At 41.4% G+C, this 26,820-nt stretch carries 24 protein-coding genes, 1 tRNA gene and 2 pseudogenes; 20 read left to right on the top strand and 7 right to left on the bottom strand.

Annotated elements, in window-relative coordinates; translation table 11 throughout:
* Positions 1-69: 69 nt before the first annotated feature.
* The 3 genes from K8P02_RS16680 to pnp all read right to left on the bottom strand — a co-directional run bounded on the left by K8P02_RS16680 (position 70) and on the right by pnp (position 3,924).
* Positions 70-1,002 carry a FecR family protein gene (locus K8P02_RS16680; RefSeq protein WP_002558152.1) on the bottom strand — a complete coding sequence of 311 codons (933 nt, stop codon included), beginning with the start codon at positions 1,000-1,002 and terminating at the stop codon, positions 70-72.
* A 97-nt stretch (positions 1,003-1,099) separates the two neighbouring features.
* Positions 1,100-1,660 carry an RNA polymerase sigma-70 factor gene (locus K8P02_RS16675; RefSeq protein WP_002558151.1) on the bottom strand — a complete coding sequence of 187 codons (561 nt, stop codon included), beginning with the start codon at positions 1,658-1,660 and terminating at the stop codon, positions 1,100-1,102.
* A gap of 137 nt (positions 1,661-1,797) precedes the next feature.
* Positions 1,798-3,924, bottom strand: a complete 2,127-nt coding sequence (pnp, locus tag K8P02_RS16670) for a polyribonucleotide nucleotidyltransferase (protein WP_002558150.1) — start codon at positions 3,922-3,924, stop codon at positions 1,798-1,800.
* A gap of 196 nt (positions 3,925-4,120) precedes the next feature.
* Between pnp and K8P02_RS16665 the strand changes: the two genes are divergently transcribed.
* From K8P02_RS16665 to K8P02_RS16655, 3 genes are all read left to right on the top strand, one after another.
* Positions 4,121-5,272, top strand: a complete 1,152-nt coding sequence (locus K8P02_RS16665) for a thioredoxin-like domain-containing protein (RefSeq protein ID WP_002558149.1) — start codon at positions 4,121-4,123, stop codon at positions 5,270-5,272.
* Between the two features lie 180 nt (positions 5,273-5,452).
* Positions 5,453-5,917, top strand: a complete 465-nt coding sequence (gene greA / locus K8P02_RS16660) for a transcription elongation factor GreA (protein ID WP_002558148.1) — start codon at positions 5,453-5,455, stop codon at positions 5,915-5,917.
* Between the two features lie 51 nt (positions 5,918-5,968).
* On the top strand, positions 5,969-6,367 hold the full coding sequence (locus tag K8P02_RS16655; RefSeq protein ID WP_002558147.1) for an HIT family protein: 399 nt from the start codon (positions 5,969-5,971) through the stop codon (positions 6,365-6,367).
* A gap of 64 nt (positions 6,368-6,431) precedes the next feature.
* On the opposite strand, the gene K8P02_RS16650 is transcribed toward K8P02_RS16655, so the two are convergent.
* The 3 genes from K8P02_RS16650 to K8P02_RS16640 all read right to left on the bottom strand — a co-directional run bounded on the left by K8P02_RS16650 (position 6,432) and on the right by K8P02_RS16640 (position 10,273).
* Entirely contained in the window at positions 6,432-7,607 is a 1,176-nt protein-coding gene (locus K8P02_RS16650) for a DUF418 domain-containing protein (RefSeq protein WP_025868162.1), read from the bottom strand.
* Between the two features lie 174 nt (positions 7,608-7,781).
* A complete protein-coding gene (locus tag K8P02_RS16645) occupies positions 7,782-9,002 on the bottom strand; it encodes an IS4 family transposase (protein WP_025868357.1) in 1,221 nt (406 codons plus the stop codon).
* Between the two features lie 188 nt (positions 9,003-9,190).
* Positions 9,191-10,273 carry a mannose-1-phosphate guanylyltransferase gene (locus K8P02_RS16640; protein WP_025868293.1) on the bottom strand — a complete coding sequence of 361 codons (1,083 nt, stop codon included), beginning with the start codon at positions 10,271-10,273 and terminating at the stop codon, positions 9,191-9,193.
* A 157-nt stretch (positions 10,274-10,430) separates the two neighbouring features.
* On the opposite strand from K8P02_RS16640, the gene K8P02_RS16635 reads away from it, so the two are divergent.
* The 15 genes and pseudogenes from K8P02_RS16635 to K8P02_RS16565 all read left to right on the top strand — a co-directional run bounded on the left by K8P02_RS16635 (position 10,431) and on the right by K8P02_RS16565 (position 22,509).
* Positions 10,431-10,514 (top strand) — tRNA-Leu (locus tag K8P02_RS16635).
* 237 nt (positions 10,515-10,751) lie between these two features.
* A complete protein-coding gene (locus K8P02_RS16630) occupies positions 10,752-11,660 on the top strand; it encodes a hypothetical protein (RefSeq protein ID WP_025868292.1) in 909 nt (302 codons plus the stop codon).
* Positions 11,661-11,784: 124 nt separating this feature from the next.
* A complete protein-coding gene (locus tag K8P02_RS16625) occupies positions 11,785-12,072 on the top strand; it encodes a helix-turn-helix domain-containing protein (RefSeq protein ID WP_025868291.1) in 288 nt (95 codons plus the stop codon).
* Positions 12,073-12,077: 5 nt separating this feature from the next.
* Positions 12,078-13,151, top strand: a complete 1,074-nt coding sequence (locus K8P02_RS16620) for an AAA family ATPase (protein WP_195533885.1) — start codon at positions 12,078-12,080, stop codon at positions 13,149-13,151.
* Positions 13,152-13,314: 163 nt separating this feature from the next.
* Positions 13,315-13,488, top strand: a pseudogene (locus K8P02_RS16615) (toprim domain-containing protein); the annotation flags it as partial.
* A 556-nt stretch (positions 13,489-14,044) separates the two neighbouring features.
* Positions 14,045-15,853 (top strand): reverse transcriptase/maturase family protein, encoded by a 1,809-nt coding sequence (locus K8P02_RS16610; RefSeq protein ID WP_004308094.1) that lies wholly within the window; start codon positions 14,045-14,047, stop codon positions 15,851-15,853.
* The gene (locus K8P02_RS16605) at positions 15,843-16,763 is read left to right on the top strand and encodes a toprim domain-containing protein (protein ID WP_025868290.1); all 921 of its coding nucleotides are present in this window, start codon (positions 15,843-15,845) and stop codon (positions 16,761-16,763) included. The genes K8P02_RS16610 and K8P02_RS16605 overlap by 11 nt, the downstream gene beginning before the upstream one ends.
* A gap of 146 nt (positions 16,764-16,909) precedes the next feature.
* A complete protein-coding gene (locus K8P02_RS16600; RefSeq protein ID WP_223381548.1) occupies positions 16,910-17,281 on the top strand; it encodes a MobC family plasmid mobilization relaxosome protein in 372 nt (123 codons plus the stop codon).
* Between the two features lie 24 nt (positions 17,282-17,305).
* Positions 17,306-17,662: an IS66 family insertion sequence element accessory protein TnpA gene (tnpA, locus tag K8P02_RS16595; RefSeq protein WP_025868341.1), complete on the top strand. Its 357-nt coding sequence runs from the start codon at positions 17,306-17,308 to the stop codon at positions 17,660-17,662.
* A 3-nt stretch (positions 17,663-17,665) separates the two neighbouring features.
* Positions 17,666-18,031 carry an IS66 family insertion sequence element accessory protein TnpB gene (gene tnpB, locus K8P02_RS16590; protein ID WP_025868342.1) on the top strand — a complete coding sequence of 122 codons (366 nt, stop codon included), beginning with the start codon at positions 17,666-17,668 and terminating at the stop codon, positions 18,029-18,031.
* Positions 18,032-18,106: 75 nt separating this feature from the next.
* Positions 18,107-19,780 (top strand): IS66 family transposase, encoded by a 1,674-nt coding sequence (gene tnpC / locus K8P02_RS16585; RefSeq protein ID WP_032542125.1) that lies wholly within the window; start codon positions 18,107-18,109, stop codon positions 19,778-19,780.
* A 376-nt stretch (positions 19,781-20,156) separates the two neighbouring features.
* A pseudogene (locus tag K8P02_RS16580) lies at positions 20,157-20,240 on the top strand (plasmid mobilization relaxosome protein MobC); the annotation flags it as partial.
* The gene (locus K8P02_RS16575) at positions 20,206-21,132 is read left to right on the top strand and encodes a relaxase/mobilization nuclease domain-containing protein (protein WP_025868196.1); all 927 of its coding nucleotides are present in this window, start codon (positions 20,206-20,208) and stop codon (positions 21,130-21,132) included. The pseudogene K8P02_RS16580 and the gene K8P02_RS16575, both read left to right, overlap by 35 nt.
* Before the next feature lie 4 nt (positions 21,133-21,136).
* Positions 21,137-21,856, top strand: a complete 720-nt coding sequence (locus tag K8P02_RS16570) for a hypothetical protein (protein WP_025868197.1) — start codon at positions 21,137-21,139, stop codon at positions 21,854-21,856.
* A 350-nt stretch (positions 21,857-22,206) separates the two neighbouring features.
* Positions 22,207-22,509, top strand: coding sequence for a hypothetical protein (locus tag K8P02_RS16565; RefSeq protein WP_032579587.1), 303 nt, complete (start codon positions 22,207-22,209; stop codon positions 22,507-22,509).
* A 79-nt stretch (positions 22,510-22,588) separates the two neighbouring features.
* Here K8P02_RS16565 and K8P02_RS16560 read toward each other — a convergent pair whose 3' ends face one another.
* Positions 22,589-24,250 carry an IS1182-like element ISBf3 family transposase gene (locus tag K8P02_RS16560; RefSeq protein WP_025868199.1) on the bottom strand — a complete coding sequence of 554 codons (1,662 nt, stop codon included), beginning with the start codon at positions 24,248-24,250 and terminating at the stop codon, positions 22,589-22,591.
* A gap of 508 nt (positions 24,251-24,758) precedes the next feature.
* Here K8P02_RS16560 and K8P02_RS16555 point away from each other — a divergent pair.
* Both K8P02_RS16555 and K8P02_RS16550 read left to right on the top strand, forming a co-directional pair.
* A complete protein-coding gene (locus K8P02_RS16555; protein WP_081030034.1) occupies positions 24,759-24,902 on the top strand; it encodes a DNA alkylation repair protein in 144 nt (47 codons plus the stop codon).
* A gap of 141 nt (positions 24,903-25,043) precedes the next feature.
* Entirely contained in the window at positions 25,044-26,714 is a 1,671-nt protein-coding gene (locus K8P02_RS16550) for a DUF6377 domain-containing protein (protein ID WP_025868201.1), read from the top strand.
* Positions 26,715-26,820 lie beyond the last annotated feature (106 nt).

Raw genomic sequence — 26,820 nt, 5'->3', positions numbered from 1 at the left:
AACTTCATGTGCATTCTGGTATTTAAAGGGTTAGTACTAAATTAAAGGTTTTATTGAGCTCTTTTTTTCCTATTCTATGGTTATACTGTCTTTGTCTTCGTTGATCTGATAAGTGAATCGGTGGTCTTTCTGAATAACCCGGAGTATGTGTTCAACACCGTCTTGCTCTTTGAACTTACCTGTACAACGGTAATTCAATACTTCGGGATTTTTGACTGTTATCTTTACATTATAATATTTTTCGAGTTTAGAGAGTATGCAGGTAAAGGGGGAATCGTCAAAACAATACAATCCTTCTTTCCATCTTAAATATTCATACGAAGGGAGAATTTTCTTTTGGGCTTTTCCATTGTACGATCCGAAAAATTCATCTTTAATGAGGCGGGTAACAGGTTTTATTCCTTCAGAAGTATAAATATCGACGATACCTTCTACAAGTGTAGTTTCAAATTCATTACTTCCCTTGTAAGCACATACATTGAAACAAGTACCTACTACGCGTACTTTATTTGTTTCAGTATTTACAAAGAAAGGAATCTTTTTGTTTTTGCTTACTTCAAAATAGGCTTCTCCATCCAAGCTAACGTTTCTCTCTTGCCGTCCGAAGTTACTGGCATAAGTCAGTGTAGACTGGGAGTTTAACCATACTTTGGTACCGTCTGCCAATGTGATTTGTGCCCGTTGTCCAGCAGGAACGGTTACAGTTTGTAGTTGGGCCAGTCTGTTGTATTGATAGTCTTTGAACAAGAATCCACACCCCCAAACGATTGCTATCATTGCTGCGATACGGGTAGTCCATTTCAGCATTGGAATGATACGTGCTTTATTATTTGCATGGATGGATTGTTTTTCATTGGAGAAAAGCGCGATGTCATAAAGCATACGCTCTTTTTGGAATGTTTTTCTATTTTCATCAGAAGCATCCACCCAATCGAGAATTTGTTTTTCTTCCTCTATTGTGGCGTTTCCCTTAAAGTATTTGTATAGCAGATCCTGGTTCATAAGGCTTTTATTTCTATTGTTTGGAGGAGCTTTTTCTCTCCCTTCTGTATATATAACAGGTTACCTCAGGACTACCCTAATGAAAAAATGATTTTTTTTAGAGAAGAATAGAAATTAAATAATCTTTTAGCTCAGTACGTAATATTTTTAGCGCTTTGGTGATATGAAACTCTACGCTTTTGATTGATATACCAAGCTTCTCAGCTATCATTCTGTTGGGAGTATTCTGATAGCGGCTTAGTATAAATATATTCCGACTTTGTTCGGGCATTTTGAGAAGTGCTTTACGGACGATATGTTGTATTTCGGTATTGAAGATCATATCCGGTTCACACGCTTCAAGTGTGGAGATTCGCAAATCAAGTTCTCTTTGTCTGTGGGTATTGATATCATCTTCGGCACGCAGACGTACTTGTTCGTGGGCAAGATGGTTTAGTGCTTTGTTTTTGATGATTGTCAGGAGTAGTGCTTGCAGATTAGAGTCATTTTTCCATTTTTCACGGTTCTCCCAAAGAGCTATCATTGACTCCATCAGAATATCCTCAGCCTCGACTTTGTTCCTTATATAGGAATAGGCAAATGATAAAAACCTTTCCTGATTCTCCTGAAAAAATCGGGTAAAGGTATCCATAGTATGAAGGTTATTCGGTTGAGGCATTATCTGCTTTAATGTTTTTTTCTTTTTCTTCAGACAAAACAACGCATTCTTTTCGAGAAAAACAAACTTATTGATAAAAAAATGGCTGAACTTATTGTAGTTCAGCCATCTCCTATCTTATAAAAAGCAATGCTTTGTTATTTCTTTTCCGGTTTTGGAAGTAATACTTTTCTGGACAGCTTAAATTTTCCAGTTTTAGGATCAACATCCATTAGTTTCACTTCAATCTCGTCACCTTCTTTGATTCCGGCTTCTTCTACTGTTTCCAGACGTTTCCAGTCGATTTCAGAGATGTGGAGCAATCCGTCTTTGCCTGGCAGGAATTCAACGAATGCACCATAAGGCATAATAGAACGAACTTTACCTTTGTATATTTCACCAACTTCGGGTACAGCAACGATGCCTTTGATGATACGCATAGCGTCGTCAATGCTTTTTTTGTTGGTTCCGGCTATTTCGATACGACCTACTCCGTCTGTTTCTTCGATGGTGATAGTAGCACCTGTATCTTCCTGCATGCCCTGAATGATCTTTCCGCCCGGGCCAATGATAGCTCCGATGAATTCTTTCGGAATAGTCATTGTTTCAATACGTGGAGCATGGTCTTTCAGTTCAGTACGAGGTTCGTCAATTGTTTCGAGCATCTTACCGAGGATATGCATACGTCCTTCTTTTGCCTGATTCAATGCACGTTCAAGGATATCAAATGACAAGCCGTCTACCTTAATATCCATCTGTGTAGCAGTGATACCGTTTTCAGTTCCGGTTACTTTGAAGTCCATATCTCCCAAGTGGTCTTCATCACCAAGGATATCCGAAAGTACTGCATATTTGTCTTCACCTGCATTCTTGATTAATCCCATAGCGATACCAGATACCGGTTTTTTGATCTTTACACCAGCGTCCATCAGTGCCAATGTTCCGGCACAAACAGTAGCCATGGAAGAAGAACCGTTGGATTCGAGGATATCAGAAACGACACGAACTACGTAAGGATAATCTGTCGGGATCATACCTTTTAATGCACGCCATGCCAAGTGTCCGTGACCAATTTCACGACGTCCTACACCACGCTGTGCTTTTGCTTCTCCTGTAGAGAAAGGAGGGAAATTATAATGCAATAAGAAACGCTCTTTTCCGTGAACCAGTACATCGTCTATAGTCTTTTCATCGAGCTTGGTTCCAAGTGTAACAGATGTCAGTGACTGAGTTTCTCCACGAGTGAAGATAGCTGATCCGTGAGGTCCCGGCAATGGATTAACTTCGCTCCAGATAGGACGAATCTCGTTTGTTTTACGTCCGTCCAGACGTTTACCTTCGTCCAGAATACAACGGCGCATAGCCTCTTTTTCTACATCATGATAGTAACGGTCAATCAATGCGCTTTTCTCAGCCAGTTCTTCTTCAGTAAACTGAGCTTTGAATTCGTCGCGGATAGCATCGAAAGCTTCCTGACGTTCGTGCTTGTTTCTGTTGCCGGAAGCTGCAATTGCATATGATTTGTCATAGCAAGCTTCGCGAACAGCCTTCCGAAGTTCTTCATCGTTTTCTTCGTGTGAGTATTCACGTTTTACAGTTTTACCAACTTCCTGAGTTAGTTCCATCTGTGCTTTACAATGAATCTTAATAGCTTCGTGAGCTACTTTCATTGCTTCCAGCAGTTCTGCTTCTGATACTTCGTGCATTTCGCCTTCTACCATCATGATATTTTCATAAGTAGCGGCAACCATGAGGTCCATATCTGCTTGTTCAAGCTGGTCGAAAGTAGGATTGATAACGAACTTACCATCAATACGTGCTACACGTACTTCTGAAATCGGTCCGTTGAATGGAATATCTGATACAGCAAGTGCTGCTGAAGCGGCAAGTCCTGCCAATGCATCGGGCATGTCAACACCATCTGCTGAGAACAGGATAATATTTACATAAACTTCTGCGTGATAATTATCGGGGAATAGGGGGCGGAGAGCACGGTCTACTAAACGGCAAGTAAGAATCTCATAATCAGAAGCTCTTCCTTCTCTTTTTGTAAAACCACCAGGAAAGCGGCCAAATGCTGCAAATTTTTCTTTGTACTCTACCTGAAGCGGCATGAAATCTGTTCCGGGAACTGCATCTTTAGCGGCACAAACAGTAGCAAGTAACATGGTGTTACCCATGCGAAGCATTACAGAACCGTCTGCCTGTTTTGCCAACTTTCCCGTTTCGAGCGTGATGGTTCTGCCATCTCCTAACTCGATCGTCTTAACAATTGGGTTGATCATAAAAATTGTTTTATCTATATTTTCTTTCAAAATTCCTGCAAAGATATATATTTATCATTCTAATATCGTGGGAATGAGATAAAAAGTTATTGCTTATTTGGTTTTTTTTCAAAAAAAGGGTGAAGAACAGAACAAAATGCTTTGATGAGTCTCGAAAAGAACTATATTTGCAGTTCGAAAAATAACATGCATAGATATGAAAAAAATAACTTTTGTAGCACTTGCTGCCTTAGCCTTGAGCTCTTGTAATTCCGGCCCTCAGTTTAAAGTGAATGGAGTGGTTTCGGATGCCAATGGTAAAATGCTTTATCTGGAATCATCAGCTCTTGAGGGTATTATACCTTTGGATTCAGTGAAGTTGAAAGGGAATGGTTCGTTCAGTTTTCGGCAAGCTCGCCCGGAATCTCCTGAGTTTTACCGGTTGCGTGTAGACGACAAAGTTATTAATTTTTCAGTTGATTCAACAGAGACCATTGAGATAAAGGCGCCTTATGTTGATTTTGCTGCTGCATATACGGTAGAAGGTTCTGAAAACAGTCAGAAAATTAAAGAGCTAAGTTTGAAGCAGGCTCGTTTGCAGAATCGGGTGAATGCGTTACTGGCAGCTGCCCGTTCCAATAAATTGGGGCATGATGTTTTTGAAGATAGTTTGTCTGTGTTGCTCAAAAATTATAAGGATGATGTGAAAGTGAACTATATTTTTGCTGCTCCTAATACAGCCGCTGCTTATTTTGCTTTATTTCAGAAGTTGAATGACTATCTTATTTTCGATCCTTTAAATAGTAAAGACGATATTAAGTGTTTTGCGGCGGTGGCTACCAGTTTGAATAATTCCTATCCTCATGCTATCCGTTCCAAGAATCTGTATAACATTGTTATAAAGGGTATGAAGAATACGCGTGCTCCTAAGCAGAAAACGATAGAGATACCTGAGGATAAGATAGCAGAAACCGGCGTAATTGATATTAGTTTGCGGGATATAAAAGGAAATGTTCGTAAACTCAGCGAACTAAAGGGGAAGGTTGTCTTGTTGGATTTTTCTGTTTATCAGACTCAGGCAGGTGCTCCTCACAATCTGATGTTGCGTGAGCTTTATAATAAATATGCAAATCAGGGATTTGAAATTTATCAGGTGTCTTTGGATGCAGATGAGCATTTTTGGAAAACATCAGCCGATAATCTGCCATGGATTTGTGTGCGTGATGGTAATGGGATATATTCTAATACTGCTGCGTTATACAATGTTCGTCAGGTGCCTGCTTTCTTTCTTGTGAACCGGAATAATGAACTGAGCGCACGTGGTGAAGATGTAAAAGACTTGGAGAGTGCGATCAAATCATTACTTTAAGTTGTTATAAATTAGAAGATTTCATTTAAATATGTTACATAGCATTGGTTTTTGCTTGACGCGTATCATTTAAAAGCCTATCTTTGCAAAAGAAATAATGAAAAGAGGGTTCCAGCATGGCTCATGTTGGAATTCTTTTTTGTTTTATATGACCGTTTAAATTAAAGGAGGAAAAACATCATGGCTTATATGTCAGAAGAAGGTTACAAGAAATTAATGGCAGAACTAAAAGAACTGGAAACAGTAGAGCGCCCCAAAATTTCTGCGGCAATAGCCGAAGCACGTGATAAAGGTGACTTGTCAGAAAATGCAGAGTATGATGCTGCAAAAGAGGCGCAAGGTATGCTTGAGATGAAAATCAATAAGCTGAAGGCAATTATTGCAGACGCGAAGATTATTGATGAGTCGAAACTGAAAACAGATTCAGTACAGATTTTGAATAAAGTAGAACTGAAGAATACAAAGAATGGTATGAAGATGACTTATACCATTGTATCTGAAAGTGAAGCTAACTTGAAAGAAGGAAAGATTTCCGTAAGTACCCCGATTGCTCAGGGATTACTTGGCAAGAAGGTGGGTGATATTGCTGAGATTCAGGTACCACAAGGTAAAATCAGTCTGGAAGTAGTAAACATTTCGTTTTAATACTAAGGCAGGTCCGTTATAAGGGCTTGCCTTATTTTATATATTTAGGTTATGGCAACAATATTCAGTAGAATTATCGCAGGTGAAATTCCCTGTTATAAGGTGGCAGAAGATGAACGTTTTTTTGCTTTCCTTGATATTAATCCGTTGGTGAAAGGGCATACGTTGGTTATCCCCAAGCAAGAGATTGATTATATTTTCGATTTAAGTGATGATGACCTGGCAGCTATGCATGTCTTTGCCAAATCGGTAGCTCGTGCCATTGAGAAAGCTGTTCCTTGCAAACGTGTGGGGGTAGCTGTTATGGGTCTGGAGGTTCCTCATGCTCATATTCATCTTATTCCTATCAATAAGGAATCGGATATGATAATCTCCAATCCGAAACTAAAATTATCTGATGAAGAGTTTAAGGAAATAGCCGGAAGTATTCATCAGGCATGGATGAAATAAATACCTTCTTCTTCTAAATAATGGAAAAGCGCATTGTCCGGGTGGATAGTGCGCTTTGTTGTTTTTATATCTTTATCCATGTACCTTTACGCCATAAAAACTCAAGTGGCCCTTGTTTATGGCGTTCCAGCCAGTAGCGACTGAATATCAGCTGGATCGTAAATATGAATAATCCGATGAATAGCGTTGCAGTTGCTCCGGTAGATGTGTAAAGTCCTAACCCAAAGCCATAGTAAATACAAACGCCTATGATGGACTGTGAGATATAGTTAGTCAGGCTCATTCGGCCATAGGGAATAACTATCTGCTGCCATTTATATCCGTCGCCTTTCTTAAACCATAATAATGTAAATGCAGAGATTAAAATAAGCATGAAAGTAAAGTTTGCCAGCGATGGAATGGCTATGTTGAAGGGCGTTAATACAGACTGATTATGAATGTATGCCGGAGCAAAAACGCGAAGGATATGTAGTGGAATAAACGCGATAACAGATAGTTTAAGCATGCGTTTCCAAATACAGATTGTAGATGTACCTTTGATAAAGTATTTCTTGCGTCCCAGTAACATCCCAAACATAAATAAAGCGGCTGTTTGAAATAGACGTCCATTTTCTACCTGCCAGATATTACTGTATAATTGTCCGTTCCATATATTATTGTTTAAAACCTCAAGGAAAGTTCCGTGACTGGTAGCCTCTTTGGTAAGTAGGGCATAAGGCATGAACTTATCTGCGCTTATTATGTAATCGGGGTTTAATAGTGCATAAATCATCCGTCCCCATTCAAAAGGTTGGAGTAGCAGAATCAGTGCAATCCAGAAGACCGTTTTATCTTTTAGTCTGCAAACGGGGATCAATATGAGTCCAACGATGGAGTAAAGTAATAAGATGTCGCCGTTATAAAATAGTGCATGCAATTGTGAAAACAAGAATAGCAAAATCATGCGCCAGGCAAAACGTCCACGGAAATCTATTCCCCGCTTTTCGGCATTGTGGTATTGAATGTAGAAACTAAATCCAAAAAGGAGTGAGAATGTTGCATAGGCTTTTCCCGCAAATAAGAAGAACAGCACATTCCATACCCCCTTGTCCAACGTTTGCAACCATTCAGGTTGAGTTTCAGGAGTAAAATAAATATTGTAATGTTCTAAGTTATGTAATAATACAATGGCCAGTAAGGCAAAACCACGTAGTGCATCTACTACATTGAGTCTGTGAGAGTTTTGAAGAGTTTTGTCCATTTCTCAGTTGGTGCTGTTTTATTAACCGGAAACATGTCCGGAATGGTAATAGATTTTTGGCAAAGATAAAAGAATACTTTTTAATACCTATATATCTTTTGCTAAAACTGAGATGGAGTATTACTTGATAAAAAAGGGGCTTTTTTTAGCAGGAGTGGTCGGAAGAAATTCCGGTCACTCTTTCTTTATCTTGAAAAATAAGTTTGGGTCTCCCCCGCATTGCAGGACAATCATGGCTATTGCCAGATCGCGAACTTCCATAGCAAATCGCCGTTTAGCGGTTTTATAACCTATCTTGTTGGCTTTTTTGTATATCAACACGAGCATGGCTACAATCAAAGTCATGTAAAGCATCACCTCTATTCCATTCTTATTCAGTGATATAAGATGGCTTGCGTTTAATTCCTGCTTGATGAAGCGAAAAAAGACTTCAATATCCCATCGTTTACGGTAGGCATCGGTAATTTCCTTTGCCGTGAGTTCAAAGTCATTGGTAATAAACCAATACTCCATCGCTGGATCAGTTTTGCTTCGGGCAACAATAAGTCTTAAAGGTTCTTTGACCAATACCTGCCGGTAATGTTTATTACCGCGCTTATTGATAACAGGCTGGCCTGTGTACAGATACACCTTACTGTCGCGAATAAGTTCCAAAGTGGCTAAGTCGCTGTTAGAAAACGGTATCGGCTCCAGTTCTACATACTTACGGTTTTCTTTACTTCGAGCAATAAAAGTAGTTCTCTGATCGCAAAACTCTTTCATCGTTCTGGTTGACTGAAAACCTCTATCCAATACATATACGTTGCGATGTCCGGACTGCTGCTTAACGTGACTGGTTACTATTTGGGGCAGGGAAATATCCTCGCTCGAAAATACTGGATCTGTAAACAGGTTTACTTCACAAGGTAACATACCATCGAAAGCTATACTATACTTTACAGCCTTTCCGCCACAGTTGCCCAACCCCTCTGCCATCCTGCCGGATGTGTCTGAAACAATGGAACTGTCAACCCGGATAAGGTTGTATTGTGCTATCTCTGTATCGGAATAGCACTCCGAGAACTGGTCATAGACACAATCGTAAATCTGACGGAAGTAATCCGGTGATATCTTCGACAACCTCTCAGAGAGAGAACTCCGGCGTACTTTTTCATCTTCGTCCAACCCGAACAAAATCTTGAATACAGAATCGTTAAAAGTATCTTCAAGCGTTCGCTGACTAAGGCGATCATTTTCCAGAATACCGTACAATAGCAGATAGAACACCTTTTTACCGTGGAGAACTTTGGTGTAGTAATCGATGGGTGTTGTGGTTGACAGGTGTGAAATCAGGCTTTCGGGAATCACTCCCAATAGGTCGTTAACCCTTACTTTGTGATCTTTAAAAATTGCCATAATATTTTGATTATCAATGATTAAAGATAAGCAAAATAAATAACAAAAACAAATACAATCACCTGAATATCAAAATAATAACCAAAAAAATGCAGATGCAGATATCAAAATATGTACACATTAAAATACGAAAAGGGTCGAAAGAAAAATCTTCCGACCACTCCTGCTTTTTTTAGCCCCTCCTTTATTTAAATGTAGTCATCGCCCATTTTTATCTGAGCGTCATTGACATATTTTCGTATAGCATGTTCTTCGTCTTTTTTGCAGATAAGTAATACGTTTTCTGATTCTGCAACCAGGAATCCTTCGAGTCCTTCAATGACTGCCAGTTTTCCTTCAGGTAAGACAACTATATTGTTTTTGCTGTTGTAGATCAATGATTCACTTTTCAAAGTGACATTGTTGTTCTCGTCTTTCGGAGAGAGGTCATATAATGATCCCCATGTTCCTAAATCCGACCAGCCAAAGTCCCCAAGTGACACATAAACATTATCTGCTTTTTCCATAACACCAAAGTCAATGGATACATTGGGGCAAGCAGGGAAGTTCTCTTCAATAAAAGAGGTTTCTTCGGGAGTTCCATAGAAATCTTTTCCTGCTCCTAATTTTGATGCTAATTCGGGTAATAATATTTCGCTGGCTTTGATAATGGTATTTACGTTCCACATAAATAATCCGGAGTTCCAATAGAACTCACCACTTTCTACAAATACTTTAGCCAGTTCGAGTTCCGGCTTTTCTGTAAAAGTTTTTACTTTGTAGAAATTTTCTCCATCCTGTTCGGCTATCTGAATATATCCGTAGCCTGTTTCCGGCCGATTCGGCTTAATACCTAATGTGAGTAGTTTGTCTGAATGTGCAACAAAGTCGAGTCCTTTTTCAATTGCTTCCAGAAACTCACCTTCTTTCAGTATCAAATGGTCTGAAGGAGCTACTACTATGTTAGCGTTCGGGTTTAATGCACGGATATGATAGGAGGCCCACGCGATACAGGGAGCGGTATTTCTTCTTGCCGGTTCAAGCAAAATTTGATCCGGGTTCAATTCCGGAAGTTGTTCTTTTACCAGGTCTGCATACATCGCATTGGTTACGATGAGTATATTTTCCGTAGGGATTACTTTGTTAAAGCGATCAAAAGTTTGCTGTAACAAAGAGCGTCCGGTACCAAAGAAATCCAGAAATTGTTTAGGCAGAGTTTTGCGACTAAATGGCCAGAAGCGGCTGCCAATGCCACCTCCCATAATTACACAATAATTATCTTTACCTGTCATGATATTGACTGTTTTAAAAGTTTCTGCTAATTTACGGTTTATTCTTTGAACAGAGAAGTGTTTAAGGGATGTTTTATAAATTTTTCCTCCTTTTTTTATCAAAATGCTTGTGGGTTTAGAAAAAAGACGTATCTTTGCACCGCAATTGAAACCAAATGCCCAGATGGCGGAATCGGTAGACGCGCTGGTCTCAAACACCAGTGGATTCACTTCCATCCCGGTTCGACCCCGGGTCTGGGTACGAATAAACCCTGATAATCACTTGATTATTAGGGTTTTCTGCTTTTATAGGGCGTACTAAACGTGTACTGAATGACGAATACAAAGAAAAGGTGTACTTTAATAGTTTTCTTCCCCATATCTTTATAATTTCTTAACGCTTATCCTATCTTTATCTACCTTATTATTGCCGATGTTTTCGGGAAAAGTGAGATTCTTACCTTATATTTGTAGTAAGAACGTTTAAAGGCGCACGATTATGGAAAATCATATGGAAAACAATTTCAGAGAAATACAGAAGATATTAGATAGTTGTATAGCTCATGACTATAAAACTAAAGTAGATGCACTATTTTTAAAACGTGAATATTTGACGCAAGCTCAGCTAAAGGATTATTTGCGGCAAGAAATTTTCCGTGTGACTGAAAATATTGTAGCCATCCAACAAAAATACCGTGTCGTGCGTAACATTGTATCGGATATGGATATTCCCGATTTTTTGTGGGAAAGCGGTTATTTTGAGGACTTGAATTCTGATGAAAGAAAAAAGTATATCGGTTTCCGCTGCTCTGATTTTGATATGGACGCATATTTGCATGAACCGTCCTGTTATGATGGGCGGCTTCCCTATTTGTCTATTATCGTTAATCTTGTCGTGCTTTCCAAGTATTTGCGCTATCTGCAAGAACAGGAAAGCAATTACCATACAGATGCGGTTGCCATCCAAGAGCAAGTCTTGCCAAAAGAGAAAGAGGAAAGTGCAGATACTAATCCAACCAAGATTGTGGGCAAAAGCAATCCTTTCAAGTCCACGTTGAAAGCCAATGAAATCAAACTTCTGACCGACTGTGTGAATGAAGCGAATATGTTTACTACTACCGTCAGTGCCAAAATACTTACCGATTTTTTCGACTGCAAACTGAATGGGGTATTGAAAGTTAATAATACTCGTCTGTTAGCCTATCTTATGATGCAACTTAGCTGTTATAATTACATCGTTTATGAATGGCAGTCTGTCATAGCAAACAATAAGCTGATATTGAAGAAGATAAAAGGAGAACCGCTTACACGTACTGACCTGTCGAGTGCGACAGACCAAGCAAAAAACATCTATCCGAAAGGATATGAAATCATAGACAAATACATCAAACAACTGAAAAAAGGTTGAGCATAGATTGAACGCTCAAACAAAGGTCAATTAGACTTCATTTTCAACCTCTTAACTTTGCCCCCGTTAACAAAAAAACGAGGGTGCGCACCTTCATATTGTTTCACCTAAATTCCTAAACAATATGGAAAGAGATTTAGAGTTAAGAGTTTCCGAACTCGAAAAGATGTTGTTCCTTTCAAAGAGTGTGCTTAGCTTCGATGAAGCGAGCAAGTTCTTGAACCTTTCTAAAAGTTACCTGTACAAGTTGACTTCGGGTAACTTGATACCCCATTACAAGCCGCAGGGCAAAATGCTTTATTTTGAGAAAGCGGAGTTGGAAGCATGGTTACGTCAGAACCCGGTCAAGACGCAGGCGCAGATAGAGCAGGAAGCGCAGAAGTATATCCTTAACCGTCCTCTAAAGAAATAACGGCTATGGAAAATAGAAAAGCGACAGAAGCCGGGCAGGGTGTTACCATGCAGAAAGAGGATTTCGCAGCCCTTTGGAAAACCATTCATTTAAAGGTAACGGACACTTACGAAGTGCCGCCCGAAATACTCTGGGTGAACGGCTCTACCATTGGCACGCTGGGTAATTTCAGCGCATCCACGGGTAAAGCCAAGAGCAAAAAGACATTCAACATCTCCGCTATCGTTGCGGCAGCGTTGAAGAATGACGAGGTACTGAAGTATTCGGCATACCTGCCACCGAACAAGCGGAAAATCCTCTATGTAGATACCGAGCAGAGCAAATACCATTGCCATAAGGTCATGGAGCGTATTTTACGGCTTGCCGGACTACCTACCGACAAGGACAGGGACGATTTTGTTTTCATCGTGCTAAGAGAGCAGACCCCCGACAAGCGGAAACAGATTATCGGCTATATGCTTGAAAATATGCCCGATGTGGGGTTGCTCATCATTGACGGAATCCGTGACTTGATGTACGACATCAACAGTCCCAGCGAATCAACCGACCTAATCAACCTTTTGATGCGCTGGTCAAGCGGATATAACCTGCATATCCATACTGTTCTACATTTGAATAAGGGGGATGACAACACAAGGGGGCATATCGGCACGGAACTGAACAACAAGGCTGAAACCGTCCTGCAAATTACGAAAAGCCGGCAGGACGGCAACATAAGCGAGGTAAAGGCAATGCACATACGTGACCGGGAGTTTGACCCGTTCGCATTCCGTATCAATGACAACGCTTTACCCGAAATCGTGGATGATTATGTATTCCAACAACCTAAGCAGGACAGGAATTTTCCGCTTACGGAACTGACTGAACAGCAACACCGGGAAGCGTTGGAGAACGGTTTCGGCAAGCAGGTGGTACAAGGCTATTCCAATGTCATAGCGGCATTGAAGCAGGGTTATGCGAGTATCGGCTACGAGCGTGGACGCAATGTCCTTGTGTCACTTAACAAGTTTCTTGTGAACAAGCGCATGATTGTGAAAGAGGGCAAGGGCTACCGCTATAATCCCGATTTCCATTATTAAAAGTCCGTTTGGTTTAGTCCGGGTGTATATATAAGAGGAACGGACTTACTATTTCCCTGTATCGGAACAAGCAGGTTTAGTATGGTACGGGTATATATATAACGGACTAAACAGGACTGGCGCACTTTTCAACTATTTTTTAATCCCCCAAAAAGAAAATGTTATGAATATCGAAGATGTGAAACAAATACCCATCGCAGACTATCTGCACAGTTTAGGCTACTCTCCTGTCAAGCAGCAGGGCAACGGCTTATGGTACAAATCACCGTTAAGGGAGGAACACGAACCGTCTTTCAAGGTGAACACTGACCGCAACCTTTGGTATGACTTTGATGCGCCCATATAGGCTACACAATAAATATCTCTATGGCAAGAGATTAGGTTAGAGTTCAACAGACCTATCCTCAACGACTTAGCTGGAGGAGAAATCCAAAGGTGACAAAAGCATGTCGGTAAAGTCATTAGTCAGCTAAATACCAAGCTGCGACTGCATGGCGAGAGGAAAAGACAGACACAAGGATGAAGCCTGATTGGTTGAACGATAGTTCTGCTGCACACGTACCAGCCCCGACGAAAGGTATTTGATTCACGTCGGGCTGAAGCACCCCATGTAAACCGAAATTACAATGGAGCAGGAGCTGGCTTCAGAGCAACCACAATAAGTGGAATAGGAACGTAAGTCGCATCCGACAGTCTGCCGAGCCAAACAGTTATTGTGAAAGCAAATGGGGATTCCCTAAATCAGAATGCCGTAAGGCTATGGGCATAGGACCCTGAATATCTGACATGGGAACGGAGCTTCCGTAGTAGTCCGAGCAAGGGAAAGCCTTGTACATGGCGAAGGGAAGCAGTTAGATAACTTAATACAAATAATGGAAAATGTGTGAGACATTATGAGAAGTCCTGAGCAAGTATTAAAAGCTTTAAACAAGCATGGTAAAGTTTCGGATTACAAGTTCGAAAGGCTGTACCGTATCTTATTCAATGAGGAGATGTTTCATGTTGCTTACCAGCGTATTTACGCCAAACCAGGCAATATGACACCCGGTACGGATGGGAAAACCATCAATCGGATGAGTCTTCAAAGAATAAACAAAGTCATTGCATCTTTGAGAGATGAGTCTTACAAGCCTAATCCGGCAAAAAGGATATACATACCCAAGAAAAACGGTAAGAAAAGACCGCTTGGAATTCCTTCCTTTGAGGACAAACTTGTACAGGAGGTGGTGCGCATGATTCTTGAAGCCGTCTATGAAGAGGTGTTTGCAAACACCTCACATGGATTCAGACCAAACAGAAGCTGCCATACCGCATTGACCCATATCCAAAAGACATTTACAGGTACAAAATGGTTTGTGGAAGGAGACATTAAAGGATTCTTCGACAACATAGACCACAATGTATTGATTGCAACTTTGCGGAAACGGATTGCCGATGATAGATTTCTAAGGCTTATCCGCAAGTTGTTGAATGCGGGATATATTGAAGACTGGAAGTTTCATAATACAAACAAGGGAACTCCACAAGGCGGTAATATCAGTCCTATACTGGCAAACATTTATCTTGATAATTTTGACAAGTATATGGAAGAATACGCCCTACGCTTCAATAAGGGAAAAGAAAGACACATCACCAAAGAATACAAGCAACTTAGCGATAAGATGCAACGCATCCTTAAAAGCATCAAGAACATACAGGATGCAGATGTCAGATTACAGCTTAGGGATGAGTATGAGAAACTGAGACGTGAAAGGCAAAAGATTGAGAGCAGAGACAGTATGGATGAAACATACAGAAGGCTTCGATACGTAAGATACGCAGATGATTTCCTCATTGGTGTTATCGGAAGCAAGGCAGAGTGCGTTAAAATCAAGTCGGACATTACCAAGTATATGGAAGAAAACCTCAAGCTGGAACTGTCACAGGAAAAGACATTGATAACAAACGCACAAAAGCCCGCGAAATTTCTTGGCTTCGATGTTTCAGTCCGTAAGTCTGATGCTATCAAGCGGGACAAGAACAATGTGCCAGCCCGTTATTACAACGGTAAGATAGTCCTAAAGGTCGCCATAGAAACGGTGCGGAACAAACTGGAAGAATACAGCGCCATCAGATACAAGGTAGAAAATGGCCGACAAGTTTGGTTTGCAAAGTTCAGAGGCAATCTTATGAAGAAGAAAATCGAGGACATAGTGGCGGCATATAACTCTGAAATCAGAGGGTTCTACAACTACTACTGCATTGCCAACAACGTGGCATACGCGCTCTCAAAGTTTGGATACATCATGGAGTACAGTATGTACCATACCATTGCAGGAAAAACCAATAGCACTGTAAGCAAAGTCATTGACAAATATAAGGTTGGGAATGACATTATAGTGCCATATCAGGATGCAAAAGGTAAATTACGGTACAGGAAATTCTATAATGAGGGATTCAAACGTAAACCACCAATGTACTATACGGAGGTAAACGACTTATCCTACACAATCGCAATTCCACAGCCGACACTTACTGAGCGATTGGATGCGAGAACATGTGAATTATGTGGAAAAGTCGGACCTGTAGTCATGCGTCATGTCAGAAAGCTAAATCAGCTTAAAGGAAAAACTGAATGCGACAGGCTGATGCTTGAAAAGCATAGGAAGACATTGGTTGTCTGTGAAAAGTGTTATGCCAAAATACACAGCCATGCTAAATAAAGTCATGTTATCAACGGAGAGCCGTATGCGTGGAGACATGCAAGTACGGTTTGGGGGCAGGTACGGGAAAACCTACTGCCGAAAGGCAGTAAGGCGTTCTGTACCGAGCCTACGCGCAGGTAAGGGCGGCAACATCATTGCACTGGCAAAGGAACTTTATTGCTCCGGCAGCGTGCCATACCTTTTAAACCAGATAGCAGAACAGACACCGCACATCCGTCCGGTCAGTTTTTCTTTTCCCCAGCGTAGGACAGAACCGAGTTTCCAACATTTGGAAGTCCGTGACTTGACCCATCTGGCATTGCTCCGTTACTTGCAGGGACGAGGTATCAATGTCGAACTGGCAAAAAGAGAATGCAAGGAACTCCATTTTATCAATAACGGCAGACCATTCTTTGCTATCGGTTTCCCGAACATGGCAGGAGGTTACGAGGTTCGCAATTCCTTTTTTAAGGGTTGCATCGCCCCGAAAGACATCACCCATATACGGCAGCAGGGAGAGCCGAGAGAGAAATGTTTGGTATTCGAGGGTTTTATGGACTATCTTTCTTTCCTCACGTTCCGGATGAAGAACTGTCCGACCATGCCCGACCTTGACAGACAGGATTATGTCATACTCAACTCTACTGTCAACGTGCCGAAAGCCATTGACGTGCTGTACCCGTATGAACGCATCCACTGTATGCTTGACAATGACGAGACGGGGTATAAGGCGACACAGGCTATTGCATTGGAATACTCCTTCCATGTGCGTGACTTCTCGGGCAATTATAGGGGCTATTCGGACTTGAACGATTACCTGTGCGGCAAGAAGCAGGAACAGAAGAACAGCACCAGCCAAGTGCAGGAGATAAAGCAGGAAACCGGACAACGTGCCGCCCCAAGACAGAAAAGGGGCAGGGGGATTTAGTCCGGCAGGATTACCAACGGCAGGCGGTTTAATTTGGAGAGCAAGGTTATGTTTCGGTAAACCGAAACTACCTTGCTTTGCTCATCGCAAAGAAAATTTCTCCCGTTGGTCGCAATTTTTAAGACACTATTTAAACGTAAAAACTTATGACGAATATAAAGGATAAGCCGGGGGGACGTCCGGCAAAGAAACGGATAGAGAAGCAGCAACGGGTTGTCAGTACGAAACTGACCGAGTTGCAGTATTACGCCATCAGAAAGCGAGCCGGAGAAGCCGGGTTGCGTGTCAGTGAGTATGTACGGCAGGCAGTTGTTTCGGCAGAGGTCATACCCCGGCTGAACAGGCAGGATGCGGACACCATTCGCAAACTGGCAGGGGAAGCCAACAACATCAACCAGTTGGCGCACCGGGCGAATGCCGGAGGTTTCGCACTGGTGGCGGTGGAACTAGTGAAACTGAAAAGTAAGTATTCGATAAACTCCCCCTTTCATTCTAAAAATGTGATGTTACTTTTGTAGCCAAAGTAAAAAAGCTCAATCGTTATGTCACATCAATGGACCATGGAAGATTTTGAATCTATTTATGCCCGTTTCAAGTCGAGCGGACTTTCAGTTATAGATTTTTGTTCGAATGAATGTATTCGTCCCAAACGTTTCTACGAGTGGCGTTCCAAGCTGTTGCGCAAAGGCGGCTTTATCCCGGTCAAGGTAAACAGTAAGGGGCAGGTCAGTCTTCCCCATAAGGAGAAATCCCTGCTGTCTGCACCTCCGGTCAGCCCGTCGCCAATTCCCCAGCCGCTATGTGAGATCTCCTATCCCAATGGCGTCACAGTCCGCTTGAACAGCCCTTTGTCACCGGAGGTATTGCAAACCCTGATATTTTTGAATTCAAACCGTTAGCCTATGTTTTCTTTGAATGAATCCAACAGATATTATCTTTACCCGTATCCGACAGACATGCGTAAGAGCTTTTATACGCTTAGCGGCATCGTGACCAACCAGATGGGAAAGAATGTACGGGACGGTGACGCTTTCATTTTTATCAATGCGAACTGTACCTGTATGAAAATCCTCCATATGGAATATGGTGGTCTGGTGATATACCACATGAAACTGGAACAGGGGCACTTCCATCTGCCGGTCATAAATACGGAGGAAGGTCGGATTAAAGCGATTGAAACCTTCTGGAATGACCTTGTGATGATGGTCCAGGGAATGGACGGCAGCAAGGTCAGGCGTTATAAAAGAAGTGGTTTCCATGGGTTGTAGTTGTAACAAATTATAACATATACAATGTCGTATTCCGGCTGTTTTTTAGTATCTTGGCATCATAATTAAACGATTATGCCAACCGATAAGGAATTACTGATAAAGGATCTCATGCACAAATGCGACTGTCTGTATAGAGAAAACAGCCGGTTGAAGGAGATGGTGTCCACGCAGCCCCTTGAAGCTGCGGACAAAGAGGCGTATGAGGCTTTATTGTCTGACAAGGATGCCATAATCGCCCAAAAGGAAGCAAAAATCAACAGTCTGGAACAACGTGTATCCTATCTTGAACGGCAGTTGTACGGGAAGAAGGCGGAAAAGTTCATAAAGCCTGACGCCCAGGACCGCTGGCTGGATTTTGAAGGCTTCGACATGCTTCCCCGGGAGGCTGAAGCCGCAGAGGAAGCGGAAAAGGAGCTGAAGGCTACCAGAGAAGCGATCATCGCCCGTAAAAAAGCGAGGAGGCAACATCCTACGAGAAAATCCCTTCCGGAAAATCTTGCGCGTGAGGAGGTTCATATATATCCCGAAGGGTATAATCCGGAGGAGTGGACGCTCCTTCCCGGAGAGGAAGTGACCGAGATCCTTATGCACGAGCCCGAGAAGTTCTATATCCGCAGGATAGTGCGCCATACAGCCAAACGGAAGGGGACGGACGAGTTCAGGACCGGCCCGCTTCCCGTCATGCCGATAGCAAAGAGCTATGCCTCCGCCTCATTGCTGGCAGACATGATGATAGGGAAATATGTGGATCACATACCGTTCCACAGACAACTGGAACAGTTCAAGCGTGTGGGGGTACACCTCCCCGCGTCAACGGTCAACGACTGGTTCAAGGATGTGGCGGATCTGCTAAGACCCCTGTACTTCCGATTATGGGATCTGGTGATGCAGACTGACTACATACAGTCGGATGAGACGACAATCCCCGTGATGAATGACGAGAGACACAAGACGGTCAAAGGTTATATCTGGCTTGTGCGCAGCGTCATGACCGGACGTCAGTTCTTTTACTATGACAAGGGTTCCCGAAGTGGAAAGGTGGTGCTGAAACTCTTCGGCAAGTTCCGGGGAGCCATACAGACGGACGGGTACGAAAGGTACGAGATGCTGGACGCCAAGAAAGGCATTATCCTTCTTGGCTGCTGGGCCCATGCGCGCAGATATTTTTGGGAGGCAAGAAAGAATGACACGCAGCGTGCCGACTATGCGCTCGAACAGATACAGCTGCTTTATGACGTGGAGCGCAAGGCTGACGATGAACGCCTGACCTATGAACAGAGGGCTGAACTTAGGACACGTCTTGCATATCCCATACTTGTGCGCTTCGAGAAATGGCTGGTCAATGAATATCCCAAAGTGATGAAAGGCAGTCCTATCGGAAAAGCCATAAAATATACATACGGAAGGTTCGACAAACTCTCCAGATACCATCTTGACGGTCGCTACAGACCGGATAATAACGAGATAGAAAATAAAGTGCGGCCTGTCGCGTGCGGCAGACGTAATTACCTGTTCTGTGGCAATAATGATGCCGCTGAAGATGCGGCGGTGCTCTACTCGTTCTTCGGCTGCTGCAAGGCTGCCGGGGCTGACTTCCGCACGTGGCTGATCTACTTCCTTGAACATGTACATGATTATGACGATGACTACTCGATGGATCTGGCCGAATTATTACCTGACAATCTGTTATCCGGTGGCAAGATATTATCCGTTACGCCACCGGAATCTCCCAAGAAAGACTCCTGATACCTTCATAAATCCCGCCTAAACACGGGAAAACTACCGTTTTATACCAATCAAGACGGGAAAATAGGGAATAAAGTGCCGTTTTTATCTTCATTATCCCCGATAAATAGGGAAAATAAGGGAAAGAATACCCTTTTATACCAATTATGGCGGGAAAGCAGGGATAAAAATACCGCTTTATCCCATTTATCACAGGAAAATAAGGGAAAAGGGGGGAAACTCCCTTTTATCCGCTCCATTAGTAGGAAAAATATCAACTTCTATAGAACCCTGCACATCTTTTGGTTGAATTGATGTAACAATAAATCATAGAACGATAAAATGAATAAACGATATTATGAACATACGTTACCCATTATACGAGGGAGTTTATCGAATACTTACACTGAAAAACAGGATTGTCGAAATTATAAACCAGTTGTCGGATGATTGGAAAAATAAAAAAGGGAAGCGGGTTTAAGGGCTGCGTGAACTATGTGCTTGGCAAGGAACAGGCGGCTTTGCTCCATGCGGAGGGGGTACTAACAGAAAGCCGGGGAGATATAATCCGCAGCTTCTGTATGCAGACCGGGATGAATCCCGACTTAAAAAAGCCAGTCGGACATATTGCGCTAAGCTATTCGGCAGTGGATGCGCCCAAATTGACAGACGAGAAGATGATACAGCTTGCGCAGGAGTATATGCGTGAAATGAAAATCACCGATACGCAGTATATCATCGTGCGCCATCAAGACCGGGAACACCCACATGTGCATATCGTATTCAACCGTATTGACAACAACGGCAAGACCATTTCGGACAGGAACGATATGTACCGTAACGAGCAGGTATGCAAGAAGCTGAAAGCCAAGCACGGGCTTTATTTCGCTGGTGGAAAAGAACAGGTGAAGCAGCACCGCTTGAAAGAGCCGGACAAATCGAAATACGAGATTTACAACGCTGTAAAGAATGAAATCGGGAAATCCCGAAACTGGCAGCAGTTACAGGAGCGGTTAGCGGAAAAGGGTATTACTATCCGGTTCAAGTACAAGGGACAGACAGGCGAGATACAAGGCGTTTCCTTTTCCAAAGGTGAATACACGTTCAAGGGTTCGGAGATAGACCGTAGTTTCAGTTTCTCCAAACTGGATAAATGTTTTGGGGATGTAGGGCAGATGACAGTCGGAAGCAATAAGCAGACGGTTACCGCACCTGTTCAGAAATCAGTATCAGCACCCGACAAAGCGGATAATTCTTTTATAACAGGTTTAGGCGGTCTGTTTTCCGGTTTGTCAGCCCCGGCTGATGAAATGCCCGATGATTCCTTTTTGAGAAAGAAGAAGAAAAAAAAGAAAAAACAACTAAAGTTATAAGCGTATGGAGGAAAATTTGATTTTAGAGGGGCTTCTCTCAATGGTTACAGAACTGAAAGAGAAGCAGGAAGCACAGGTAACGCCAGCCAGTCGGGGGGAAACTCTCGAAAGACTGAACGCAATCGAACAGGCATTGTCGGAACTGCACAGTAACCCGGCTGTTCCCGAAAAGGATTTGCAGGCTATCCAAAGCCAGCTTGACGAGATAAGGAACAGGATGCAAGGTCAGCAGAAACATATCGAGGACACCAAGAAAATAGTATTGGAAACCTACCGTTGTTTCAAGGTAATGATTGATGTTTTGGGTTCTTGCAAGACGGATAAAGAGGAAGCTACGCCCTTACCGCTCTATCAACGGATTTACAACAAGGTAGCTTCTTGGATTTGTCCGGGATTGTTTCTTTTTTCGGCAGTGCTGGTTATCTGTTTCGTTTCCATATTCTTGAATGTTCGTTTGGCTGAACGTATGCAGCAGTTGCAGGACAACGATATGAAATACCGCTATTTGTTGATGCAAGGACAGGCAGACGGAGAAACTTTTGATATGCTGGAAAACAAGTTCAAGTGGCAACGGGATAATGGTTTTATCCGAAGGCTGACCGATTCAGTGATGGATTTTGAATACCGCATCCAAAAGCAGGCGGAAGCACTGGAACGTGCAAGGCTGTTGAACGAGCAAGCCGAACAATTGAGAAAAGAAGCCGATAAACTGGGTAAACTATAAGCGGAGTAAAGCTGAAGTTATGAACCGTATTCATAACTTCGGCTTATCTAAATTAGTTTGACTTAGATAAAATATTGATGTTGAAAAGAACAAAAAAATATTTTTTGCGAATTTAAATCTGAAAATTGTTATTTTTGCATGGACTTTGATTTATTGAAGTCTATAAATGTATATATTAAAGCGTTAGCTTTTATTCTTGCTTCTGAAATTTGGCGATTTTAAGTACTGCAATGAATTTAAGTGAACGCCTGCGCTATAGCGTGGGCTTTCCTTATTTGCAGTACAGGCTCGCCAAAGCCTCAGAAGCGTAGGGGATGTTCCACGCTTTTTTCATCTTAAAAAATAATATTATGGAAACGAAGAAAAAACAAGTTTTTAATGGACAAGAATTGGCTATGTTGTTTCAAGCTTTTTCAAAAAGAATATTTTCCAGACCTCAAAAGGGAGATATTTATTCAAAATCCAATTACTCGGATGATAATAGTTGTACATTTTATATTAGTTTATCTTATTATGACACGCTGTTGAAAGAATTTCAAAATGCGTATGTGCAAGGAAAGTTTGCGCACAGTAATGCTAATATTACATGGGTAAATTTAATGAATAAATTGATTGATGCCTCTAATGTTGTTGATTTTGAGGAAGTGAAGTAAAATCGATAAGTAAGAGGTTGTGTCAAAACGTTGGCACACCCTCTTTTATATTTTACAGTTCTGCTATATTTTCTTTTGGCTATGCTGCTTTTTCCTCATGCATTTGGCAACAAGTTGCTATATTCCAATTATATCGGGTTATAAATAGTCCCATAAACATATATTTGGCAACTGTAATGAGCCCCTTTCCTTCTTTTATCAGTTTAGCACACATTTTTTTGATATTAAAGGCTATAGCAAAGAAAGCAAAGTCCATTGTAACCTTGTCTTCTCCCACATGCCGGAATCTTCTGTATGCCATGTTGTATTTCATTTGTCCAAACACAGCCTCTGGTTCTATACACCTCCTGCCTCTATGCTTGATACCTTCTTCTGAGAGCAACCTTTCCCGTGCCTGCCGTTTGTATTGATTTAATCGGTGGTTGACTTCTATAATACGGTTCCCCCGAGCTTTAAAACAACTGCCACGCAAAGGGCAACCTTCGCATCTTTTTGCTTTATACCGGGCACTTTCGATGATGTATCCGCTCGCTGTCTTGTCACGTTTGGTTCCTATACGGTTCATGTGCTGTCCCATAGGACAAACGTAATAATCCTCTTGGGCATTGTAATGGAGACTTTCGGCATGGAACGGGTTGGGAGTATAACGAGGACGCTGTTCTTTATGGAAGTAATTGTACTTGATGAAGGCTTCTATCCCATTCTCCTGCATGAACCGGTAATTTTCTTCCGAACCGTAACCGGAGTCTGCCACACAGATATTCGGTAAACGGTTATAGCGGTACTGGAAAGAGTGGAAAAAAGGTATGAGGGTCAGTGTATCGGTAGGGTTGGGAAACAGACGGAAGTCTGTGATGAATTGGTTTTCAGTACCTATTTGCAGATTATATCCGGGTTTGGTCTGCCCGTTCTTCATGGCATCTTCTTTCATGCGCATGAATGTGGCACCAGGATCGGTCTTGGAATAGGAGTTACGTTCTCCAAGGGTATCAAGGTGATTGTCGTATTCTATCAGCTTGTCACGATACCCTTCAAGTTCCATGCCCTGCTTCTTCTTTTTGCGCAGGGCTTTCTTTTCTTCCTTATCCTTTGTTGCAGGCTGGCGTTCCAGGGCTTCTTTAAGTTCATCCACTATGTCAGAGAGCCTGCAGGGAGTAAACTCCACGGATGTGTCTTTTATAGAGTTCTCCTGTGCAATGGCTTCATCCACCTGTTCCAAGAGAATACGGATTTTATCCATTAGTCTCGTACGGTTCCGTTCGACTGTCTTGCGCCAGACAAAAGTATATTTGTTGGCTTTGGATTCAATCTTGGTGCCGTCGATATACTCCACATCAAGGCTGATGAAACCTTTATCGGCAAGGACAAGAACCAACTGGGTAAATACATTATTTATTTCCTCCTTTACACGGTTACGAAAACGGTTGATCGTGATAAAATCCGGATGCTCATTACCGGCAAGCCAAATATAATGAATGTCACGAAGGAGGTGCTTCTCTATTTTACGGCAAGAATAGATATTATTCATGTAGGCGTAGATTATCACCTTAAGCATCATTTTAGGATGATAAGGACAACGGCCCGTTTCCTTATAAAGCTTCTTGAAACTCTCAAGATTGAGATTGTCAATAACAGCATTCACGATGCGGACCGGGTCGGTCTCAGCTATGTTTTCATCAATTCTTTGTGGAAAAAGAACGGTTTGGTTGGGAATGTAAGGACGAAAATGTAACTTTGCCATAACGAAAAACTTTATACCTAAAGATACGAAAACTTTGGGTAATAACAAAGCCCGGGCTTGAGAAAGTCTGGGCTTTGCGCATAAAAAAGGCTGTGTCAGCGTTTTGACACAACCTCCATTGTCCACAATTTTGTGTGATAGAAAACTCCAAGATTTAGTTTTTTTTATTTATACAATTTATTGGATAGTCTCGAATTTTATAAGAAGGTTTGTGTTAAATCGAAAACAGAGATATTCGAACAGTGTGAACAGTTATGGCAGTTGGATAACTGAGAAGTTGTAGTGGCGTGTGCCTATTCATTAAAAAAGTGTTATGAACCGAAAGATTTCTCGGTATGTATTTTATCTGGAAGCATGGATAAAATCGGATAATTGTTGGGTACATCAAGATGTTGCAGTAACTCTGATTATCCCTGCTCGAAAGGGTTTGTGTTTTGAAGATATACTTGAGATTACTACAGCTATGCTGTGCGATCAAGATGAGATGGTGTGAAAAGATTGCGGTTGGATGCTTAAAGTAGTGAGTGAATCACATTGGGATGAAGTTTTTGATTTCGTCGTACACTATAAGAATGCTATGTCACAAACAACTTTACGCTATGCGATTGAGAAGATACCTACCTATTTGAGAATATATCCTTATAAGGCGTAACAATGCTTGTTATGTTCCAAAACAATGCTTGGCGTTTTTTACAAAATACTGTTCTATAATTGGTGTATATATCCGAAATTGTATAATTTTGCAGTATTCTTTTATTAATGTGTTAACCATTTCCACGAAAAAACTATCTATATGGATGCATATTCAATTTTATATTCACTGTATTGTCAAGTTATCAGGTCTGTTTTACTGAGTATGGTGTTTAGCTTTGTTATTATGCCGGTTGCCGCAGTAACGTCCATGCAAATAGATTCGGTATTATCTGCACTTGATACTGAAATAGACAATCGTCACAGTTACATTGTGGCAAAGGAAAAGCAGTTGATTCTGCTTAAAAACAAATTGGCTAACCTACCTACTGGAGAATCCCGTTTTGATTTATGTAGTATTCTGTATAGCGAATATCGAAATTATCAATTTGATTCAGTGTATGCCTATGCTGACAAGATGTATGATATCGCTATTGAAAACAACAATCAGTCAGAGCTCGTTCTAGCGCATGTGGCTCTCCTCGACTGTTACACTTCGGTGGGTTTCTTTAAGGAAGCCGCTGAAGTGGATAAGTTGATTAAAGTTACTGCTATTCCCAAAGCGGTTCTGCCACACTATTATACCTTAAAAGCACGTATGTTTCAAAATTTGGAGTCGTATGTAGGTCGTGAATCTAAATTGGGGCTTCGTTATGCTCATTCAAGGGAAACGTGTTATGATAGTATCTTGTCCCTGACTCCTGTTGGCAGCTATGAGCATGATTATGCAGCTATTGAGAAAAAGGTGATGTGGAAGTATCTACCGAGAGAATCTATTGATGAGCGCATCCGACTACTTAGGGTTCACCATTTGAACGATCATGAAAAAGCAATCAACTATTCTATATTGAGTAATACATATAAAGGTGTGGAGCAAGTAGATTCTGCAATATATTTTGCTGCCCTTGCAGTAATTTATGATATTCGCTCGTTAACTAGAGAAAATACAGCTGCTAAAGACCTTGCTATATTAATGCAGCAACGCGGTGACCTTAGTCGAGCAAGTCGATATATTCATTTAGCTCTTGATGATGCCAAAACCTATAATTCACGAATTCGTCAGATTGAGGTTAATTCTGTACTTCCATCAATAGAAAATGCACGTTATGTATGGCTTCGTAATACAAAGACCATGTTAATATATGCCATTTCATTATTTGGGCTGTTGCTTCTTCTTCTGTTTTTAATGTATGCTAAAATTAGAAGACGTAATAGAAGTTTGTGTGAGTCGAATGCAGCTATTCGTAGTAAAACTGAAGAACTCGATAAATCAAATGAACAGCTTTCTGAGCTGAACTTGAAACTGAAAGAAGTGAATGAAATCAAGGACCGTTACATTATTGAATCTATCAAAGCCAATCAATATGTAAACGAGGTTGCTGAGATGAGTAATACCGCCATACGTAAGTTGAATGATAAGAAATATGATGAAGTAAAATATTTGTTGTATGATATGGGGGTTAAAAAGGAATGGCAGCGGCTGTTTTCAGCTTTTGATAAAGCTTTTATGAAATTGTTTCCTAACTTCGTTGATGAATACAACAAGTTATTTCCAAAAGAATATCAGGTCAGCATCGATAGTTCTGGAGAATTGTCCACTGAAATAAGAATTTTTGCCCTGATGCGTGTTGGCATTAGTAATCCGACGGATGTGGCTAAATATTTAAATCTGTCTACCAATACGATATATGTATATAAAGCCAAAACCAAAGCTAAAGCACTTGTCCCTAAAGAGGAATTTGATGATTACATTATGGCAATTCCCAAAGTATAAGGGATAAAATCAGATTATAGCATTTGAGAAAATCTTTATTTGACCTTAATTATTTCATATCTGTAAAATGGGTAATAAGTTGATTATCATCTTATTATCCATTTTG

The organism is Bacteroides nordii, assembly GCF_019930665.1.
Classification (GTDB): Bacteria; Bacteroidota; Bacteroidia; order Bacteroidales; family Bacteroidaceae; genus Bacteroides; species Bacteroides nordii.
Note: the sequence above shows the minus strand (reverse complement) of the source record. Positions and strands in the feature narration are given on the sequence as shown.

What these genes read in the sequence shown, in the direction of transcription:
- K8P02_RS16680 (WP_002558152.1), bottom strand. Translation starts at nt 1,002, where the DNA reads ATGAACCAGGATCTGCTATACAAATACTTTAAGGGAAACGCCACAATA.
- K8P02_RS16675 (WP_002558151.1), bottom strand. Translation starts at nt 1,660, where the DNA reads ATGCCTCAACCGAATAACCTTCATACTATGGATACCTTTACCCGATTT.
- pnp (WP_002558150.1), bottom strand. Translation starts at nt 3,924, where the DNA reads ATGATCAACCCAATTGTTAAGACGATCGAGTTAGGAGATGGCAGAACC.
- K8P02_RS16665 (WP_002558149.1), top strand. Translation starts at nt 4,121, where the DNA reads ATGAAAAAAATAACTTTTGTAGCACTTGCTGCCTTAGCCTTGAGCTCT.
- greA (WP_002558148.1), top strand. Translation starts at nt 5,453, where the DNA reads ATGGCTTATATGTCAGAAGAAGGTTACAAGAAATTAATGGCAGAACTA.
- K8P02_RS16655 (WP_002558147.1), top strand. Translation starts at nt 5,969, where the DNA reads ATGGCAACAATATTCAGTAGAATTATCGCAGGTGAAATTCCCTGTTAT.
- K8P02_RS16650 (WP_025868162.1), bottom strand. Translation starts at nt 7,607, where the DNA reads ATGGACAAAACTCTTCAAAACTCTCACAGACTCAATGTAGTAGATGCA.
- K8P02_RS16645 (WP_025868357.1), bottom strand. Translation starts at nt 9,002, where the DNA reads ATGGCAATTTTTAAAGATCACAAAGTAAGGGTTAACGACCTATTGGGA.
- K8P02_RS16640 (WP_025868293.1), bottom strand. Translation starts at nt 10,273, where the DNA reads ATGACAGGTAAAGATAATTATTGTGTAATTATGGGAGGTGGCATTGGC.
- K8P02_RS16630 (WP_025868292.1), top strand. Translation starts at nt 10,752, where the DNA reads ATGGAAAATCATATGGAAAACAATTTCAGAGAAATACAGAAGATATTA.
- K8P02_RS16625 (WP_025868291.1), top strand. Translation starts at nt 11,785, where the DNA reads ATGGAAAGAGATTTAGAGTTAAGAGTTTCCGAACTCGAAAAGATGTTG.
- K8P02_RS16620 (WP_195533885.1), top strand. Translation starts at nt 12,078, where the DNA reads ATGGAAAATAGAAAAGCGACAGAAGCCGGGCAGGGTGTTACCATGCAG.
- K8P02_RS16610 (WP_004308094.1), top strand. Translation starts at nt 14,045, where the DNA reads ATGAGAAGTCCTGAGCAAGTATTAAAAGCTTTAAACAAGCATGGTAAA.
- K8P02_RS16605 (WP_025868290.1), top strand. Translation starts at nt 15,843, where the DNA reads ATGCTAAATAAAGTCATGTTATCAACGGAGAGCCGTATGCGTGGAGAC.
- K8P02_RS16600 (WP_223381548.1), top strand. Translation starts at nt 16,910, where the DNA reads ATGACGAATATAAAGGATAAGCCGGGGGGACGTCCGGCAAAGAAACGG.
- tnpA (WP_025868341.1), top strand. Translation starts at nt 17,306, where the DNA reads ATGTCACATCAATGGACCATGGAAGATTTTGAATCTATTTATGCCCGT.
- tnpB (WP_025868342.1), top strand. Translation starts at nt 17,666, where the DNA reads ATGTTTTCTTTGAATGAATCCAACAGATATTATCTTTACCCGTATCCG.
- tnpC (WP_032542125.1), top strand. Translation starts at nt 18,107, where the DNA reads ATGCCAACCGATAAGGAATTACTGATAAAGGATCTCATGCACAAATGC.
- K8P02_RS16575 (WP_025868196.1), top strand. Translation starts at nt 20,206, where the DNA reads ATGATTGGAAAAATAAAAAAGGGAAGCGGGTTTAAGGGCTGCGTGAAC.
- K8P02_RS16570 (WP_025868197.1), top strand. Translation starts at nt 21,137, where the DNA reads ATGGAGGAAAATTTGATTTTAGAGGGGCTTCTCTCAATGGTTACAGAA.
- K8P02_RS16565 (WP_032579587.1), top strand. Translation starts at nt 22,207, where the DNA reads ATGGAAACGAAGAAAAAACAAGTTTTTAATGGACAAGAATTGGCTATG.
- K8P02_RS16560 (WP_025868199.1), bottom strand. Translation starts at nt 24,250, where the DNA reads ATGGCAAAGTTACATTTTCGTCCTTACATTCCCAACCAAACCGTTCTT.
- K8P02_RS16555 (WP_081030034.1), top strand. Translation starts at nt 24,759, where the DNA reads ATGCTTAAAGTAGTGAGTGAATCACATTGGGATGAAGTTTTTGATTTC.
- K8P02_RS16550 (WP_025868201.1), top strand. Translation starts at nt 25,044, where the DNA reads ATGGATGCATATTCAATTTTATATTCACTGTATTGTCAAGTTATCAGG.